A 14414-nucleotide genomic window follows, 5' to 3' on the forward strand; every position below is an offset into this window, starting at 1 on the left:
AAATTTTGCCCTATAATTTCATTTTAGTCTTTTTCTAATATCTAACAAATATTTTTAACTAATGGTCTTTTCTGTATCTATATCGAAGAAATGTCCCTTGGCTACATTTAGGCTAAGCTTCACACGCTCTCCTGGGTTTCTGTACTCCATTGCCCCAACTCTTGAAGCAAACTCGTTATTTCCTTGTTTTGTATAAAGAATTGTTTCATTTCCAAGTAGCTCTGACATTACTACTTCCGCATCAATAGTTGAACTTGGGTAGGTCTCTCTTGCTATTTCGCTGCTTGATATATCTTCTGGTCTTATACCGAAAATAGCTTTCTTGCCAATATAACCCTTCTTTTCTAGGGTCTTTCTGTGTCCTTCTGGTATTTGTATACAAAGGCCATTACTATCAATCATTTCTGATCCAAGAACAGTTACTTCAAAGAAGTTCATTGAAGGACTTCCTATAAATTCTGCCACAAATTTGTTGACTGGCTTATTGTAAAGCTCATAAGGAGTTCCTATTTGCTCTATCCTTCCTATGGTACCGGACCCGTCTGGATTTTTCCTTGAGCTCATTATTACAATCCTATCAGCTAGGGTCATGGCTTCGGTCTGATCGTGGGTTACATATATGGTTGTTGCTCCTATACGGCGATGGATCTTAGAAATTTCTGCCCTCATTGAAACTCTAAGCTTAGCATCTAGGTTTGATAGGGGCTCATCCATCAAGAAGACTTTGGCTTCACGCACAATTGCCCTTCCCATTGCCACACGTTGTCTCTGACCTCCTGAAAGATCCGCTGGCTTACGTTTTAAAAGTTCTGTCAATCCAAGGATTTCTGCAGCTTCCTTGACACGCCTATCAATTTCATCCTTTTTTAGATTTCTAAGTTTTAGGGCAAAGGCCATATTGTCATAGACAGTCATATGAGGATAGAGGGCGTAGTTTTGAAATACCATGGCGATTTCACGATCTTTGGCAGATTTTTCATTAACTAGCTCGTCATCAATATAAAGCTCCCCTTCTGTTATATCTTCAAGACCTGCAATCATACGGAGGGTGGTAGACTTACCACAACCAGAAGGTCCTACAAAGACAATAAATTCCTTGTCTTTTATGTCTAGATTGAAATCTTCTACTGCATAGTGGGTAGATTTCGGATATTTTTTGTATATATGATTTAATTTTAAAGTTGTCATTTGCTAATTCCTAACTATATATTTAAAAATTCTATTTCTTTATCATTTTCAGTAACTTTATAGGTTAGATTCTTAAGATCTATTCTTGCTTTAGCTACTGCACTTCCATCTTTATTCTTACGAGTAATTATTATTATGTTTTCTCCCTCATTTTCGACTGAGATCGAACCTTCTAGGTCAAAAGCTTCTGACCTATTTCTAAATTTAAAAAGCATTAGAAGGGCTTTCACTATAGGTCTTTCTACTTCCCTAGCTATCTCCTCATTGGAATAATAATGACGATTTATATTTCGCCCTTCTTTTGTTTCTTCAAGAAGCTTTAAGTCGTTTTTTCCCGCTAGAAATCCCACATAATAAACTTGAGGAATTCCAGGAGCAAAAGCTTGGATAAGGCGAGCTATAAAATATTTTTTATCATCATCTCCAAGAGCTGAATAGTAAGTAGTATTGATCTGATATATATCGAGATTGTTATATTCTGCTGTTGAATATTTCCTATTAACATTGGCTCCAACCTTATAAAGCTGGTCTGTAGTAAAGGCTATTTCATCATCGGTCATTATATCTTTTACATCAACCACACCAATACCATCGTGGGTATCTAGGGTAGTGAATTGTTTCATAGGGCTTTTTTCTAACCAATTTTTAAGTCTATCTACCTTTCCAGAATAAAGGCTATATAAAGTTAGCATCGGCAAGGCAAAATCATATATAAAATAATCATGACTTGCTATTTTAAACTGTATCTTGTAATGTTCGTGAATTTCAGGCAGTATTTCTACATTATTTTTAACTGCCATCTCTCTTATCTTATCTAGTAAATCCCATATTTCAGGTTCTACAAAAAAGTCATTTGTATCTAGCTTTTTGATAGCGTAAGCAAAGGCATCAAGTCTTATGATGTCACAGCCATTTTTAGAAAGATTATCTATATTTTTCTTTATAAAATCCATAGTGACTTCAGTCCTAACATCTAGGTCAATCTGCTCTTGTCCAAATGTATTCCAAAGATTTTCAACCGATCCATCTTTAAATTTAATTTCTTGCTTGGGAGCCCTGTCTTTTCTTTTATAGATTAAATCTATATCGGCTTGGCTAGGACGATTTTCTGGCCAGAACTTATCCCAATTTAGGAATAAATCTTTATATTCACTATCTTCATGCTTTTCCTGATAGTCCTTATAGTATTTTGACTTTCTAGAAATATGATTGATCATAAAATCAAACATAAGATAGTATCTTTCACCTAAGGCCTTAATATCTTTCCAATCTCCAAACTCAGGATCTACCTCGTCATAATCGATTGGAGCAAAGCCCCTATCCCCTGTCGATGGAAAAAATGGTAATATATGGACGCCCCCTACGGCATCCTTAAAATATTTTTCTAAATTTTCTTTTAAATCTTTTAAATCTTTGCCTAAACTATCTGAATAAGTAATAAGCATAGTTTTGTTTTGAATTCCCATAAGTTTCTCCTATTTTCTCATAAGTAGATATGCCTATTTAACAGCACCCTTGCTCATTCCTGAAATAATATTCTTCTGGAATATTAGATAAACTATTGTGATGGTAATAATACCTACAACATAAGAGGCAAAGCTTGGACCGTAGTCACTTAGATACTGGCCTGTGTAGTTGTATTGGAAAAGAGGTAATGACCAAAGGTCTGATGACTTGTTAAGTATCAAAAGTGGTAGCATAAAGTCATTCCAAAACCAAAGGGCATTTATAATAAGGGCAGTAGCGTGCATTGGCTTAAGCATAGGAAATATAATTTTCCTGTAGGTTGTAAATCTATCAGCTCCATCAATCTCAGCTGCCTCATCCAAGCTATCTGGCACGCTTAGCTTGATATAGCCTACATAGAGGAACAAGGTTTGTGGGATTGAATATGTTAAATATAGGATTACTAGGCCAAAGATGTTTGCCATTCCAAGACGACTCATCATAACTGTAATAGGAATCATAATGACTTGGAAGGGTACAAAAATCCCTAAAATTAGTAGGATATACATAATATTAAATGCACGGGACTTTGACATATTTCTTGCTATTGAATAAGCAGCAGCTGGTATAAATATAGTTACTAGGACAACTGATGCTATTGTAATTATAGTTGAGTTTAAGAAATATTTTCCGATTCCGTCTTCTATTAGGCGCTTAAAGTTATCCAAGGTAACTGGATTTGGAAAGCCAAAGAAGTTTTGCATTATATCCTTGGTAGTTTTAAAGGAACTAAAAATCGTAGCTAGTAGAGGAATCAATATTAGGAAAGATCCCACTATCAAGAGAACATACTTCCAGAATTTATTATTATTTTCTTCTATTTTCATATTTTTCACCTCATACTTCGTAACGTTTTGATATCTTAATCTGAACAATAGAAACTATGGCTATAAGCAAAAATAGTATAAGGGCTATAGCATTGGCGTAGCCGTATTGGTTGCTCTTAAAGGCGTAGTTATAAACCAAAAGTCCTATAGAGGTTGTGGCATTGCTAGGGCCACCTCCTGTAAGGGCAAAGATTTGATCAAAGGCTGTAAGCCCTGCCTTAAGGGCCATGATAAAGACCATAGATATGCTTGGCAAGAGATAAGGTAGTTCTATGCTCCAAAATGTCTGTCTGCTAGTCGCCCCGTCAATAGCTGCAGCTTCTTTTATTTCTGTTGGAATTGTCTGTAAGCCTGATAGGAAAATTATAATTGGCATAGCAACTCCCTGCCAAAGCATTACAAATATAGCCGCAAAGACAGAGCCGTAAGTCGTTCCCAAAAGACTAGTTTTTAGGAATTCTATATTTAAGGATTCTCCTATGGCTGGAAGTCCGTAGTTAAAGATTTGCTTAAAAATCAAAGATACGGTTAGGCCTGATAGGACAGCTGGGAAGAAGAACCAAGCTCTAAAAAATGTCTGTCCCTTTATTTTTGAATTGAGAGCTCTAGCTATTAATATACCAAATACTATTTCCCCAACTATAAGGCATATAGTTAATATCAAGGTAAAGCCTAAAGCCTTAAAGAACTTCTCATCAGTCATAAGGATTGAATAGTTATTTATTCCTACAAAATCAAAGTTATAGGTTAGCCCTGTCCAGTTAGTGAAACTATAAAAAGCTCCCTGTAACATTGGAAAATAGAAAAATATAGCTTGTAATATCAAAGGTATGATCAAAAAGGTCCAACCCCAATATTTGTTTAAAAACTTTCTCATATTATTTACTCCTTTTTGTTGCTAGCTTTCATCGGATTAAAGAAAGCGTTTAGCTCCTTGGCTAATTGAGCCCTGTCTTGGGTTAGTAGATAATTAGCTGTAGCTTGGAAGAAGTCCTCTTCACTATTCCACTCTTGACCCAACCAAACATAGTGTTTGTCTGTAAAGGCAAGCTTATACAAAGGTGCAAGTGGCGAATCTTCATTCTCTTTAACTCCCTTTACAGCAACTGGGGACCCATCTACGTCGTAGTATTTTTGCATGGCTTCCTTACTTGTCATGTATTCTAGGAAACGCTCTGCTTCATCAGGGTGTTTGGTATTTTCAGATATTGAAAGAGCCAAATCTCCTGCTCCTACTGTAACTTCCTCTCCCTTATTTATTCCTGGGAAAGCAAAAGTAGATACTTCAAATTCAGGATTTTGTTGACTAATTGCCGCAAGCACCCAAGATCCACCAGCAAGCATTAGGGATTTTTCTGTTGCAAAGGCAACCACAGAATCATTGTAGGAGGCCCCTTCCCAGTTTCTTTGGGCATTTCCCTCATCTGCTAGTAAGTCTAGGTACTCGCTGTCTTTTACTAGAGTCTCGTCATTTTCATTAATTGAATTTACCTCAGAATATCTTAGATAATCGTTTGCTCCCTCATCACTTCCTGTAATATTAATCAAGGAAAGTTGATGATATCCATTTAGAGTCCAACCCTCACTACCTGCTACGGCGAAAGGAACTTCTCCCTTGGCCTTGATATCTTCTACGAGCTTTTCAAATTCTTCCCATGTTTCAGGTACCTTTAGTCCCAATTCATCGAATTTTGTCTTGTTGTAGTAGATACAATAAAAGTTAGCTGAGAGAGGAACACTGTAAATTTTGCCATCTATGGCGTACTTTTTTTCATAATCATTTACTATATTGGAAAGATAAGTGGCTTCGCTTAGGTCTTTAAAGTAGCCCGCCTTGGCCCATTCCTTAAAGTCCATGTTTTGCGGATAGATATTGATGATATCTGGGCTATCGCCTGCAAGCATACGGGTTTTAAGGACTGTTCCAGCATCTGGTACACTTGTCATATTAACCTTTATGTCTGGATTTTCTTTCTCAAAATCTTTTACTATTTCTTCTAGGGTGTCGACCATCTCTTTTTTCTGATTGAAAAATTCAATTACAACCCTACCGTCTGCGGACTTTTCTTCCTTATTGGAACAGGAAGTAAGATTTATGAGAACGATCAAAAAGAAGACCATCCTCCTTATAATAAATCTCTTATTTTTTTTCATTTCTTTCTCCTTCTTAGAAATTTAAGCTTCGATTTTACTAAAGTAATATTGTTTGCTTAGGAAATCTCCCCCATCCATAACTATAGTTAGACCAGCATACATAAGCTCTGCACCTGAGTAGATCTTATTTGTTCCATGTAAACGATAGAAACTTTCTTCTTCAAGGCCCTTTAGCTTAAGAGTCGTCTCGATCTCTTCTATAGTCGAAAGTTTCCTTACGTAAGTCACTAGAATCCTATCGTCCTTAACAAATTCTACAGCAACTTCATTAATCTCTCTGCTCGGATTAATTAACCTGTATTGCTTTCCAAATTGGACTATAGGGCGAATTTCTTTGTACAAGTTTACTTGCTCTCTTATCTCGTTTTTTTCTTCCTTGCTTAATTTGCTTAAATCTAGTTCATAGCCAAAATTACCCATCATAGCGACATGGCCCCTAGTTTTAAGAGAAGTCACTCGCTTCATCTGGTGATTAGGTGAGGCTGAAACGTGAGCCCCCATACTTATAGTTGGATAAAGGAAGGTCGATCCGTATTGGATAGGAAGCCTATTTATGGCGTCTGTATTATCACTTGCCCAAACTTGGGGGAAATATCTCATCACTCCAAGGTCGTTTCTTCCACCACCTCCCGAGCATGACTCAAAGAGTACGTCTGAATACTTTTCTGTCAAATACTTAACTAGATCATAAAATCCTAGCATATATCTGTGAGATTGCTCCCTCGTTTCAAGATAATCTTTACCATTTCCGATATTTGTAATATTTCTATTATAATCCCATTTTATATAATCGATATCATGATTTGATAAAAGATCATCTAAGACTTTTTTAAGATAAGCCACTACCTCTGGATTCGCTAAATTAAGGACAAGTTGATTTCTTGAATAGCTATGACCCCTCTTAGGTGCTTGGATGGCCCAATCCGGGTGCTTTCTGTAAAGATCACTATCAACAGAAATCATCTCAGGTTCGACCCATAGGCCAAATTTCATCCCCTTTTTATGAACATCGCTTATAAGTTCACTAAGCTTACAACCGATCTTTTCCTCATTTACCTGCCAATCTCCCAGAGCCCTATTGTCATCAAAACGATTGCCAAACCAGCCATCATCGAGGACGAAAAGCTCAATTCCAAGCTTACTTGCTTCATCAGTTAAGCTAGATAATTTTTCCTTATCAAAGTCAAAGTATGTCGCCTCCCAGTTGTTAATTAGGATTGGTCTTTTCTCATAAGCAAAGTTTTTGGCCATGATATGATTTTGAACAAAACTTTGGCTTTCCTGGCTTAGTTTTGTAAGACCCTGGTCTGAATAAGTTAGTAGGGCCACTGGAGTATCAAAGCTTTCACCTGGCTTAAGTCTCCAGGAGAAATTATCGTCAGCAATTCCAATCGACATCCTGACTTCATTTAATTGGCTTTTCTCAACATTCGCTTGGAAATTGCCGCTATACATTAGCTGAAGGGCCCAAGCTTCTCCATAATCTTCATTTGCTAGAGTTTCTGCCAATATTATAGCTGGTGTTTGAGCGTGGCCAGAAGCCCCACGATTTGAAAATACCGAAAACATTCCCTGATCTGCTTTTCGGCGACGGAGAGTTTTCTCTCTAGCGTAGGCTCCCTGTAAGCTTATTATATCATAAGATGAAGCAGGCATATCAAACATAGCAGATAAATCTCTGTGAATAACTACTTCTTGGTTCGACTTATTTACCAAGCTTGTAAAGGTAGATATGGTTGGAGAATCCTCGTATGCTGTGTAGTAGATTCTTAATTCAAGCTCACTAAGATCATCCTCCAAAACTAAAAGAAGAGTCTCAGCTCCCTTTCTAGAGTGTGGATTTGGAAGGCCTTTTGCATCGACTTCATAATCTAGAATATGACTCTCTTTTATTTTAAATAGTGTAAGTTCATTGTTTCCATGTTCAATTTTAATCGATGGATGCCTAAAGTCCCCAAAGCCATGGACTCCAAAAGCTTGCCTTTGTGTATCATAACTATAAGTCCTGTCATCGGGACTTTGTGTGGCTGAAAAAGCGTGGTCTTTTTCAAATATCGTATTGGAAAAATTATAATCCTTAATACTTTTTCCTAGATGTTTAAGTAACAAATCTCCATCACGATTTTCTAAAATCATCGACAGACCCTTAGCATGCACGTAGTAGAGCCTATCTTTAATAATAATTCCCATAGATCCCTCCTCTATTTATATAAATTATATAATATGAAAGCGATTCCTTGAATGGACTTTTGTTGTTCTTATATGGTAAAATGTTACTATTGGAGAGTACTATGGTTATTTATTCTGAATTTGATACACTTAGTATGGATGTAGCAGTTGATTTTGTGGGCTACGAAGACTGCAAATCTTTGCAAGATTTTGGCCCTGCTATAAGAGATACTTACGTCCTTCATTATATTTCAAGTGGATCTGGCTATTTTCATTACAAGAAGGAAAAATTTTTTTTGAAGAAAGGTGACTTGTTTTTATTAAAGAAAAATGAGCTTACCTACTACCAAGCAGATAAGGACGAGCCTTGGTCTTATTATTGGATTGGCATAAATGGCAATAGGATTAAGGATTATCTATCCTTATCTAGGATTCATGAAATTTCTTATATCAGGTCAACTGATACTTGTGATACGAAAAAGCTAGGAAGCATAATAAAATCGATGGTCGAGGATTCTGAAAGTATAGACGACCATAACCTAAAGCTTCTTAAACTTATTGGTCAAAGCTACGAAGTTTTATATGAGTTGATTAGGATAGGTCCCCAAAATAACAAAAAGCCGGTGGGTAGTCGAACGAAAATATGCCTTGATTGTAGGCGTATAATAGAAACCCAGTACAACAAGGCCGATTTATCAATCCAAGATATTGCCTCTAAGCTTAATGTCAATAGGACCTATCTGACAAGGATCTTTAAGGAATACACAGCTATGTCTCCCAAACAGTATCTTCAAGAGATTAGGATGAAGAGGGCCTCACAACTTTTAGAAAATACCAGAGAATCCATAAAAGTAATAGCCTATTCAGTAGGCTTTAAGGACCCCTTATATTTTTCTAAGGCCTTTAAGGAATTCTATGACAAAAGTCCTAGCGATTACAGATAGGCATAATATTTATATCTTCACATAGAAAAACAGCTAGATTAGGCTTAACTTAGTCTAGCTGTTTTAGTGTTTAAAGCAAGAAATGCAGTGACAATTTATTCTTCCTATGGCTTCTAGGAAGGAGTGGATTGTGACTGGTCCTACGAAGGAGAAGGACTTATCTTTCATATCTTTGGATATTTGGGCGGAAAGTTTGCTTTTCGCAATTATCTCCCCCTCTTTTCTCTTGTAGTCTATGGGCTCTTTGATGAAGTTTTCTAGGTATTTGTCAAAAGACCCATAGTCTTCTCTTACCTTTATGAAGGCCTTGGCGTTTTTTACCAAGGCTATAAGTTTTTTCTTGTTTCTGATTATTTTATCGTTTGCCATGAGCTCTGCGATTTTTCTATCGTCATATCCTGCGATTTTCCTGTAATCAAAGCCGTCAAAGGCCTTACGCATGGCTTCTCTTTTCTTTAGGATTATCTCAAAGCTAAGACCCGCCTGCATAAATTCCATGACGAGGATCTCGAAGATATAGTGATCGTCATGGCTTATATTTCCGTATTCCTCATCGTGATATTTTTCTAAGAGCTCTCCCTTTGCCCATTCACATCTTTTTTTCATCTAGAAGAATAAAAAGTAAATAAATACTATTATAGCTAGTATTATTCTGTAAATTCCAAATGGTATGAAGTCATTGTTTCTGATGTAGGCCATGAATTTCTTGATAACAAAATATGCTACAAGAAAGCTTAGGACCATTCCCAAAAGGATAAGAAGCCACTGGTAGGCGGTAAAGCCTCCGAAGTTTTTGATAACTTTAAGGAAAGTCGCTCCAAGCATGGTAGGAATTGCTAGGAAAAATGAGAATTCCGCTGCAGCAGATCTGGATAATCCTAGGATCATGGCTCCCATAATTGTCGCAGCTGACCTACTTGTTCCTGGAATCATGGCAAGGGTTTGAAAAAATCCTATAGCAAGTACAGTCTTATAGGAAACCATGGCTATATTATCGTGCCTAAAGCCCTTGTTTCCTTTATTTCTTTTTTCTACAAAGATTATTATTAGACCCCAAACAAGTAGCATAGCCCCAACTACCATCGGGTTAAAGAGATGTTCGTCTATGAAATCATCAAAAAGTAGACCCAAGACCATGGCTGGAAGTACTCCGACTATAACTCTTTTCCAAAGCTCTATGGTCTTCTTATCAGGATGGGTTAATCTAAAGTAGAATCTAGATTGACCGTTTAGCCTATCGTAGTTTTTTGGGAAGTATCTTTCTGTCTTTTCCCTATCCCAAGGGTTGAGTCTTTTAAAATAAATTACTACAACAGATAAGATCGCCCCTAGTTGGATGATTATATTAAAGGCGTTGGAAAAGCCTTCTGGTTCAAGCTTTACAAATTGGTTTACCAATATCAAATGTCCAGTCGATGATACTGGCAAGAATTCTGTAACTCCTTCCACTATGGAAAGGATTAGGACTTTTATAAAATCTATTATCATTCAAATTCCTCCAAGAATGAGCGTTTTTCTCCCTTTATTTGGTAGCCTAAGACCATATCGCAATTGACATTTTCTGCTGATCTTAGGATTGACTTTTCTACGTCTGGGTTGTCTTTTTTAAGTTCTGCTATCAACTCTTTTATCTTCTTTCTAGTGTAGGATTCGCTAGATTTGGTGACTGTGCAGGCACAATTTAGGGCAGACAGAGATACGTAATCCCTCCACCTTTTGATATCGTCCTCGTGAAGATAATAGAGGGGTCTGATTAGCTCCATATCGTCAAAATTTTGAGCGATGAGCTTAGGCTTCATAGTCTTAAAGTTTCCTGCATAGAGGACATTCATCATGGTTGTCTCGATTGCATCATTCATATGATGGCCTAGGGCAACCTTGTTGCAGCCTAACTCCTTTGCCTTGGCATAGAGAAAGCCCCTTCTCATTCTCGCACACATATAGCAAGGATAGTCTCCCTTGGTTATGGTCTCTGCTACTTCAAAAACTTCCGAATCATAGATTGTCGCATCTATGTTAAGGTAGGCTAAGTTTTTTTCTAGTAGGTCTCTGTTTTCCTTATCGTAGCCTGGGTCCATAGAGATGTATTCTACATCAAATTTTACTCTAGAGTGCTTATGTAATTCTTCTATAAGCTTTGCAAGAATCAAGGAATCCTTGCCGCCAGATATGGCAACAGCTACCTTGTCTCCTTCATTTATCAAGGAAAATTCCTTGACCGCCTTGATAAAGGGCGACCAGATTTCCTTCCTATATTTTTTTATAAGTGATCTTTCAATTTCTACTAATTCCATTATAACTCCACTATTTTTGAAGGTATGTATCTTTCACAGACCTCCAAGTTTATATCTTTTTCTGTATCCAGTCCCAAACTCTTGAGATAATTATCAACTGTAAGTCTTGAAAGCTCTGGAGTATTGTTGGTATCTGATAGGTGAGATAAAAAAACCGTCTCATTCTTACCAACTAATGCATCAGCTAGGGCTTCCGCCGACTGGTCATTTGACAAGTGGCCCATCTTTCCCATAACTCTAAGCTTAAGATTATGAGGATATGGCCCAAGCTTTAGGGCTTCTAGGTCGTGGTTTGCCTCCATATAATAGATATCAGAACCCTTAATCTCGTAGGCAATCTTCTCATCTATTATTCCTGTATCAGAAATAAGGCTTATCTTTTTATTTCCCAGATAGATAACATATCCCACAGGCTCCATAGCATCGTGGTGAATGTCTATGGGGAGGATATCCATTGACTTAAAGTTTATAAACTGGTTTGTCTTAAATATCTTTATATTTTCTTCCTTCAATCTCTTAGCCTTTTTGGCAAAAGCCTTCCAGGTTCCCTCGTTGGCATAGATTGGAATATCAAATCTCCTCGATAGGACTCCTGCTCCTTGGATGTGGTCGTTGTGCTCGTGAGTGAGAAATATCCCATCGAGATCCTTTGCTTTCTCTCCGATTTGGGCTAGGAGATTTTCGATTTTTTTCCCAGAAAATCCCGCATCGATTAGTATGCGACATCCCTTATATTCGAGAAAGCTTACATTTCCTGATGATCCAGAAGATAAGGTTACAAATCTAGACATCTAGATTAAAATACTCCTTAAGAAACTCAGCTATGGAAGGCTCTTCGTTTGATCCTATGACAAAGTCTGCCGCATCTTGGGCTTCTTTCATTCCAGAAGCCATGGCCACACCACATCCTGCAAACTCCAAGCTTTTTACATCATTCATTCCGTCTCCAAAATACATGATGTTTTCTCTGTCAATTTCAAGCATTTGAGCTAGTTTCTTTAGACTTTCAGACTTACCTGAGTTTTTGTTTAGGATCTCTAGAAGATGCTTTTCATTTCTCATAATCTTATAGTCTTTCACAAGCTCTTTCCTATTTTCCTCAGTGAACTTATCCAGAAGGTCTTTTTCTCCTGTAATGCCAATCCTACATATGCTGTCTTCTATGTCTTCAAACTTTTCAAACTTAAACCAAGGCATAGAAACCTGCCATTGGTCGTACAAGAAGGCATCGTTAGGAACTTCTGCATTTAAGTAGAGAATATTCATGGTGTGAATTGTAATCTGTAGGTCCTCTTCTCCAACCATACTTTTAATCTTTTCGTAATCTTTCTTTCCTAAGGGATTGGAGATAAGGGCCTTGCCGTCAGCGTTTCTCCTCACGAAGGCTCCTGTTCCACAGATAGAATAGTCATCATAGGCCATAAGGTCAAGCTTTTGACGCATCCTCCACATACCATTGAAGGTCCTGCCGGAATTTAAGACTATCTTAATCCCCTTTTCCTTAAGTTTCTTTATAGCTGCGACATTTTCGTCAAGCATTTCTTTTTTATCATTTACTAAAGTACCATCTATGTCAAATACAATTAGTTTTATATCTTTTTTCATAAGTCTCCCTTTCGTTATAGACTATATTATAATACTAGATAAGGGCTTATTTTCAATCTGATTGAAGGCTAGGTAAAAGAAGTGTTATAATAATTAAAAGCGTTGATTTCAAAGAAAGGATATATCTTGAGAAAATATAAAGCAAAAATAAAACTTGTTATCAAAAGTGATAGAACAAACTTCTACGGGCCGGGTATAAACGAGCTCTTATTATTAATAGATGAGTACCAATCGACAAAGGAGGCTGCAAAGGCCATGGGCCTATCTTATTCCAAGGCTCTTAAGATTATCAAAAGATGCGAGAAAGAATTAGGCTTTGATATTATAAAAAGCCAAAGAGGTGGAGCAGATGGGGGAAAGAGTATCCTAACAGACGAGGGAAGAGAAATAATGACCGCCTACAAGGACTTTAATGACGAAGTAAACAAGGACTTGGAAGAAAAATTTTATAAATATTTCTCCTTTTTAGATAAAAATTAAGGGCTAAGCTAGAAGCTTCGCCCCAATATCTTAACTATTTAACATAATCCATCACAGCCTGGGCTACCTTACAAGCTACATTTTCCTCAAAAGCTCCTGGTATGATGTATTCTTCACTTAGCTTATCATCATCGATCATTTGAGCAAGGGAAATAGCCGCAGCAAGCTTCATCTCATCAGTTATGGCTGAAGCATGGGCCTTCAAGGCTCCCTTAAATATTCCAGGAAAGGCTAGGACATTGTTGATTTGGTTTGGATAATCGCTCCTACCTGTCGCAAGAATTCTCGCTCCAGCCTTTTTTGCCTCGTCGTAGTCGATTTCTGGAACTGGATTTGCCATAGCAAAGACAATAGCGTCTTTCTTCATATTCTTAATATCTTCTCCATCTATGATATTAGGAGCAGAAACTCCTACAAAAGCGTCAGAATCCACCATAGCTTCCTTCAAGCTTCCCTTAAAGTTTTCCTCATTGGTAAATTCGGCAATCCTCGCCTTGACAGGATTATCTCCTTTTAGATGGTCTTTGTTGATAGCTCCCCTAGAATCACATACTATAATATGACCTACCCCATAATCTCTTAGAAGCTTAGCTATTGAAAAACCAGCAGCTCCTGCTCCTGAAATTACTACCTTGATATCTTCCTTATTCTTTCCTACGATCTTAAGGGCATTAATAAGGGCTGCGAGAGTTACTATTGCAGTTCCATGTTGGTCGTCATGGAAGACTGGTATATCGAGCTCTTCTTTGAGTTTTTCTTCTATGTAGACGCATCTTGGAGATGAAATATCTTCGAGATTGATTCCGCCAAAGCCTGGAGCTATGTTTTTTACGACATTAATTATCTCATCGGCATCTTGAGTGTCAAGGACGATTGGCACAGCATTCACATCACCAAACTCCTTAAACAAAACAGACTTACCTTCCATAACAGGCATAGCAGCCTCAGGGCCAATATTTCCAAGACCTAGGACAGCGGACCCATCGCTTACTACAGCGATTGTGTTGGCCTTTGATGTGTAGGTGTAAGCCTTCTTCTTATCTTCGGCGATTTTCCTACAAGGTTCTGCAACCCCTGGTGTGTAGGCATAGGTCAAATCCTCAGCATTATTTACCTTAGCCTTAACATCTGTAGCAACTTTTCCTTGCCATTTCTCATGTTTTTCTAAAGCTTTTTCATATACATTCATAGATTACTCCTTTTCTTCCTATAATAATTTTAACATAGAAAACGATTTTTTAAAACAT

14 protein-coding genes are annotated in these 14414 nt (G+C 37.4%); 2 read left to right on the forward strand and 12 right to left on the reverse strand.

Annotation, left to right across the window (positions count from 1 at the left end; genetic code table 11):
* Positions 1-54: 54 nt before the first annotated feature.
* The 6 genes from C7D97_RS06085 to C7D97_RS06110 are packed head-to-tail and all read right to left on the reverse strand — an operon-like array spanning position 55 to position 7865.
* A complete protein-coding gene (locus tag C7D97_RS06085) occupies positions 55-1188 on the reverse strand; it encodes an ABC transporter ATP-binding protein (protein ID WP_105301206.1) in 1134 nt (377 codons plus the stop codon).
* Between the two features lie 14 nt (positions 1189-1202).
* On the reverse strand, positions 1203-2654 hold the full coding sequence (gene gtfA / locus C7D97_RS06090; RefSeq protein WP_105301207.1) for a sucrose phosphorylase: 1452 nt from the start codon (positions 2652-2654) through the stop codon (positions 1203-1205).
* Positions 2655-2687: 33 nt separating this feature from the next.
* Positions 2688-3521 (reverse strand): carbohydrate ABC transporter permease, encoded by an 834-nt coding sequence (locus C7D97_RS06095; protein WP_105301208.1) that lies wholly within the window; start codon positions 3519-3521, stop codon positions 2688-2690.
* A gap of 10 nt (positions 3522-3531) precedes the next feature.
* Positions 3532-4398: a carbohydrate ABC transporter permease gene (locus C7D97_RS06100; RefSeq protein WP_105301209.1), complete on the reverse strand. Its 867-nt coding sequence runs from the start codon at positions 4396-4398 to the stop codon at positions 3532-3534.
* 5 nt (positions 4399-4403) lie between these two features.
* Positions 4404-5675 carry an extracellular solute-binding protein gene (locus C7D97_RS06105; protein ID WP_105301210.1) on the reverse strand — a complete coding sequence of 424 codons (1272 nt, stop codon included), beginning with the start codon at positions 5673-5675 and terminating at the stop codon, positions 4404-4406.
* A gap of 21 nt (positions 5676-5696) precedes the next feature.
* A complete protein-coding gene (locus C7D97_RS06110) occupies positions 5697-7865 on the reverse strand; it encodes an alpha-galactosidase (RefSeq protein WP_105301211.1) in 2169 nt (722 codons plus the stop codon).
* Between the two features lie 101 nt (positions 7866-7966).
* Here C7D97_RS06110 and C7D97_RS06115 point away from each other — a divergent pair, with 101 nt between their 5' ends.
* Positions 7967-8788 carry an AraC family transcriptional regulator gene (locus C7D97_RS06115; protein ID WP_105301212.1) on the forward strand — a complete coding sequence of 274 codons (822 nt, stop codon included), beginning with the start codon at positions 7967-7969 and terminating at the stop codon, positions 8786-8788.
* A 63-nt stretch (positions 8789-8851) separates the two neighbouring features.
* On the opposite strand, the gene C7D97_RS06120 is transcribed toward C7D97_RS06115, so the two are convergent.
* The 5 genes from C7D97_RS06120 to C7D97_RS06140 are packed head-to-tail and all read right to left on the reverse strand — an operon-like array spanning position 8852 to position 12687.
* Positions 8852-9394, reverse strand: a complete 543-nt coding sequence (locus tag C7D97_RS06120) for a DNA-3-methyladenine glycosylase I (RefSeq protein WP_105301213.1) — start codon at positions 9392-9394, stop codon at positions 8852-8854.
* The gene (locus tag C7D97_RS06125; protein WP_105301214.1) at positions 9395-10276 is read right to left on the reverse strand and encodes an undecaprenyl-diphosphate phosphatase; all 882 of its coding nucleotides are present in this window, start codon (positions 10274-10276) and stop codon (positions 9395-9397) included. It abuts the gene before it with no gap.
* Positions 10273-11082, reverse strand: a complete 810-nt coding sequence (locus C7D97_RS06130) for a tRNA 2-thiocytidine biosynthesis TtcA family protein (RefSeq protein WP_105301215.1) — start codon at positions 11080-11082, stop codon at positions 10273-10275. The genes C7D97_RS06125 and C7D97_RS06130 overlap by 4 nt, the downstream gene beginning before the upstream one ends.
* On the reverse strand, positions 11082-11873 hold the full coding sequence (locus C7D97_RS06135; RefSeq protein ID WP_105301216.1) for an MBL fold metallo-hydrolase: 792 nt from the start codon (positions 11871-11873) through the stop codon (positions 11082-11084). Before C7D97_RS06135 ends, C7D97_RS06130 begins: the two co-directional genes overlap by 1 nt.
* Entirely contained in the window at positions 11866-12687 is an 822-nt protein-coding gene (locus C7D97_RS06140; protein WP_105301217.1) for a Cof-type HAD-IIB family hydrolase, read from the reverse strand. Before C7D97_RS06140 ends, C7D97_RS06135 begins: the two co-directional genes overlap by 8 nt.
* A 126-nt stretch (positions 12688-12813) precedes the next feature.
* On the opposite strand from C7D97_RS06140, the gene C7D97_RS06145 reads away from it, so the two are divergent.
* Positions 12814-13167 (forward strand): winged helix-turn-helix domain-containing protein, encoded by a 354-nt coding sequence (locus C7D97_RS06145; RefSeq protein WP_105301218.1) that lies wholly within the window; start codon positions 12814-12816, stop codon positions 13165-13167.
* A gap of 34 nt (positions 13168-13201) precedes the next feature.
* Here the strand turns inward: C7D97_RS06145 and C7D97_RS06150 are convergent, their stop codons facing one another.
* Positions 13202-14356, reverse strand: coding sequence for an NAD(P)-dependent malic enzyme (locus C7D97_RS06150; protein ID WP_105301219.1), 1155 nt, complete (start codon positions 14354-14356; stop codon positions 13202-13204).
* Positions 14357-14414: the final 58 nt, after the last annotated feature.

Source organism: Anaerococcus marasmi (genome assembly GCF_900290195.1).
Lineage (GTDB): Bacteria > Bacillota > Clostridia > Tissierellales > Peptoniphilaceae > Anaerococcus > Anaerococcus marasmi.

Bases quoted from the DNA above. Each gene is read 5' to 3' on its own strand.
- C7D97_RS06110 (WP_105301211.1), bottom strand. From the start codon at position 7,865: ATGGGAATTATTATTAAAGATAGGCTCTACTACGTGCATGCTAAGGGT.
- C7D97_RS06120 (WP_105301213.1), bottom strand. From the start codon at position 9,394: ATGAAAAAAAGATGTGAATGGGCAAAGGGAGAGCTCTTAGAAAAATAT.
- C7D97_RS06100 (WP_105301209.1), bottom strand. From the start codon at position 4,398: ATGAGAAAGTTTTTAAACAAATATTGGGGTTGGACCTTTTTGATCATA.
- C7D97_RS06140 (WP_105301217.1), bottom strand. From the start codon at position 12,687: ATGAAAAAAGATATAAAACTAATTGTATTTGACATAGATGGTACTTTA.
- C7D97_RS06085 (WP_105301206.1), bottom strand. From the start codon at position 1,188: ATGACAACTTTAAAATTAAATCATATATACAAAAAATATCCGAAATCT.
- gtfA (WP_105301207.1), bottom strand. From the start codon at position 2,654: ATGGGAATTCAAAACAAAACTATGCTTATTACTTATTCAGATAGTTTA.
- C7D97_RS06105 (WP_105301210.1), bottom strand. From the start codon at position 5,675: ATGAAAAAAAATAAGAGATTTATTATAAGGAGGATGGTCTTCTTTTTG.
- C7D97_RS06115 (WP_105301212.1), top strand. From the start codon at position 7,967: ATGGTTATTTATTCTGAATTTGATACACTTAGTATGGATGTAGCAGTT.
- C7D97_RS06125 (WP_105301214.1), bottom strand. From the start codon at position 10,276: ATGATAATAGATTTTATAAAAGTCCTAATCCTTTCCATAGTGGAAGGA.
- C7D97_RS06150 (WP_105301219.1), bottom strand. From the start codon at position 14,356: ATGAATGTATATGAAAAAGCTTTAGAAAAACATGAGAAATGGCAAGGA.
- C7D97_RS06135 (WP_105301216.1), bottom strand. From the start codon at position 11,873: ATGTCTAGATTTGTAACCTTATCTTCTGGATCATCAGGAAATGTAAGC.
- C7D97_RS06130 (WP_105301215.1), bottom strand. From the start codon at position 11,082: ATGGAATTAGTAGAAATTGAAAGATCACTTATAAAAAAATATAGGAAG.
- C7D97_RS06095 (WP_105301208.1), bottom strand. From the start codon at position 3,521: ATGAAAATAGAAGAAAATAATAATAAATTCTGGAAGTATGTTCTCTTG.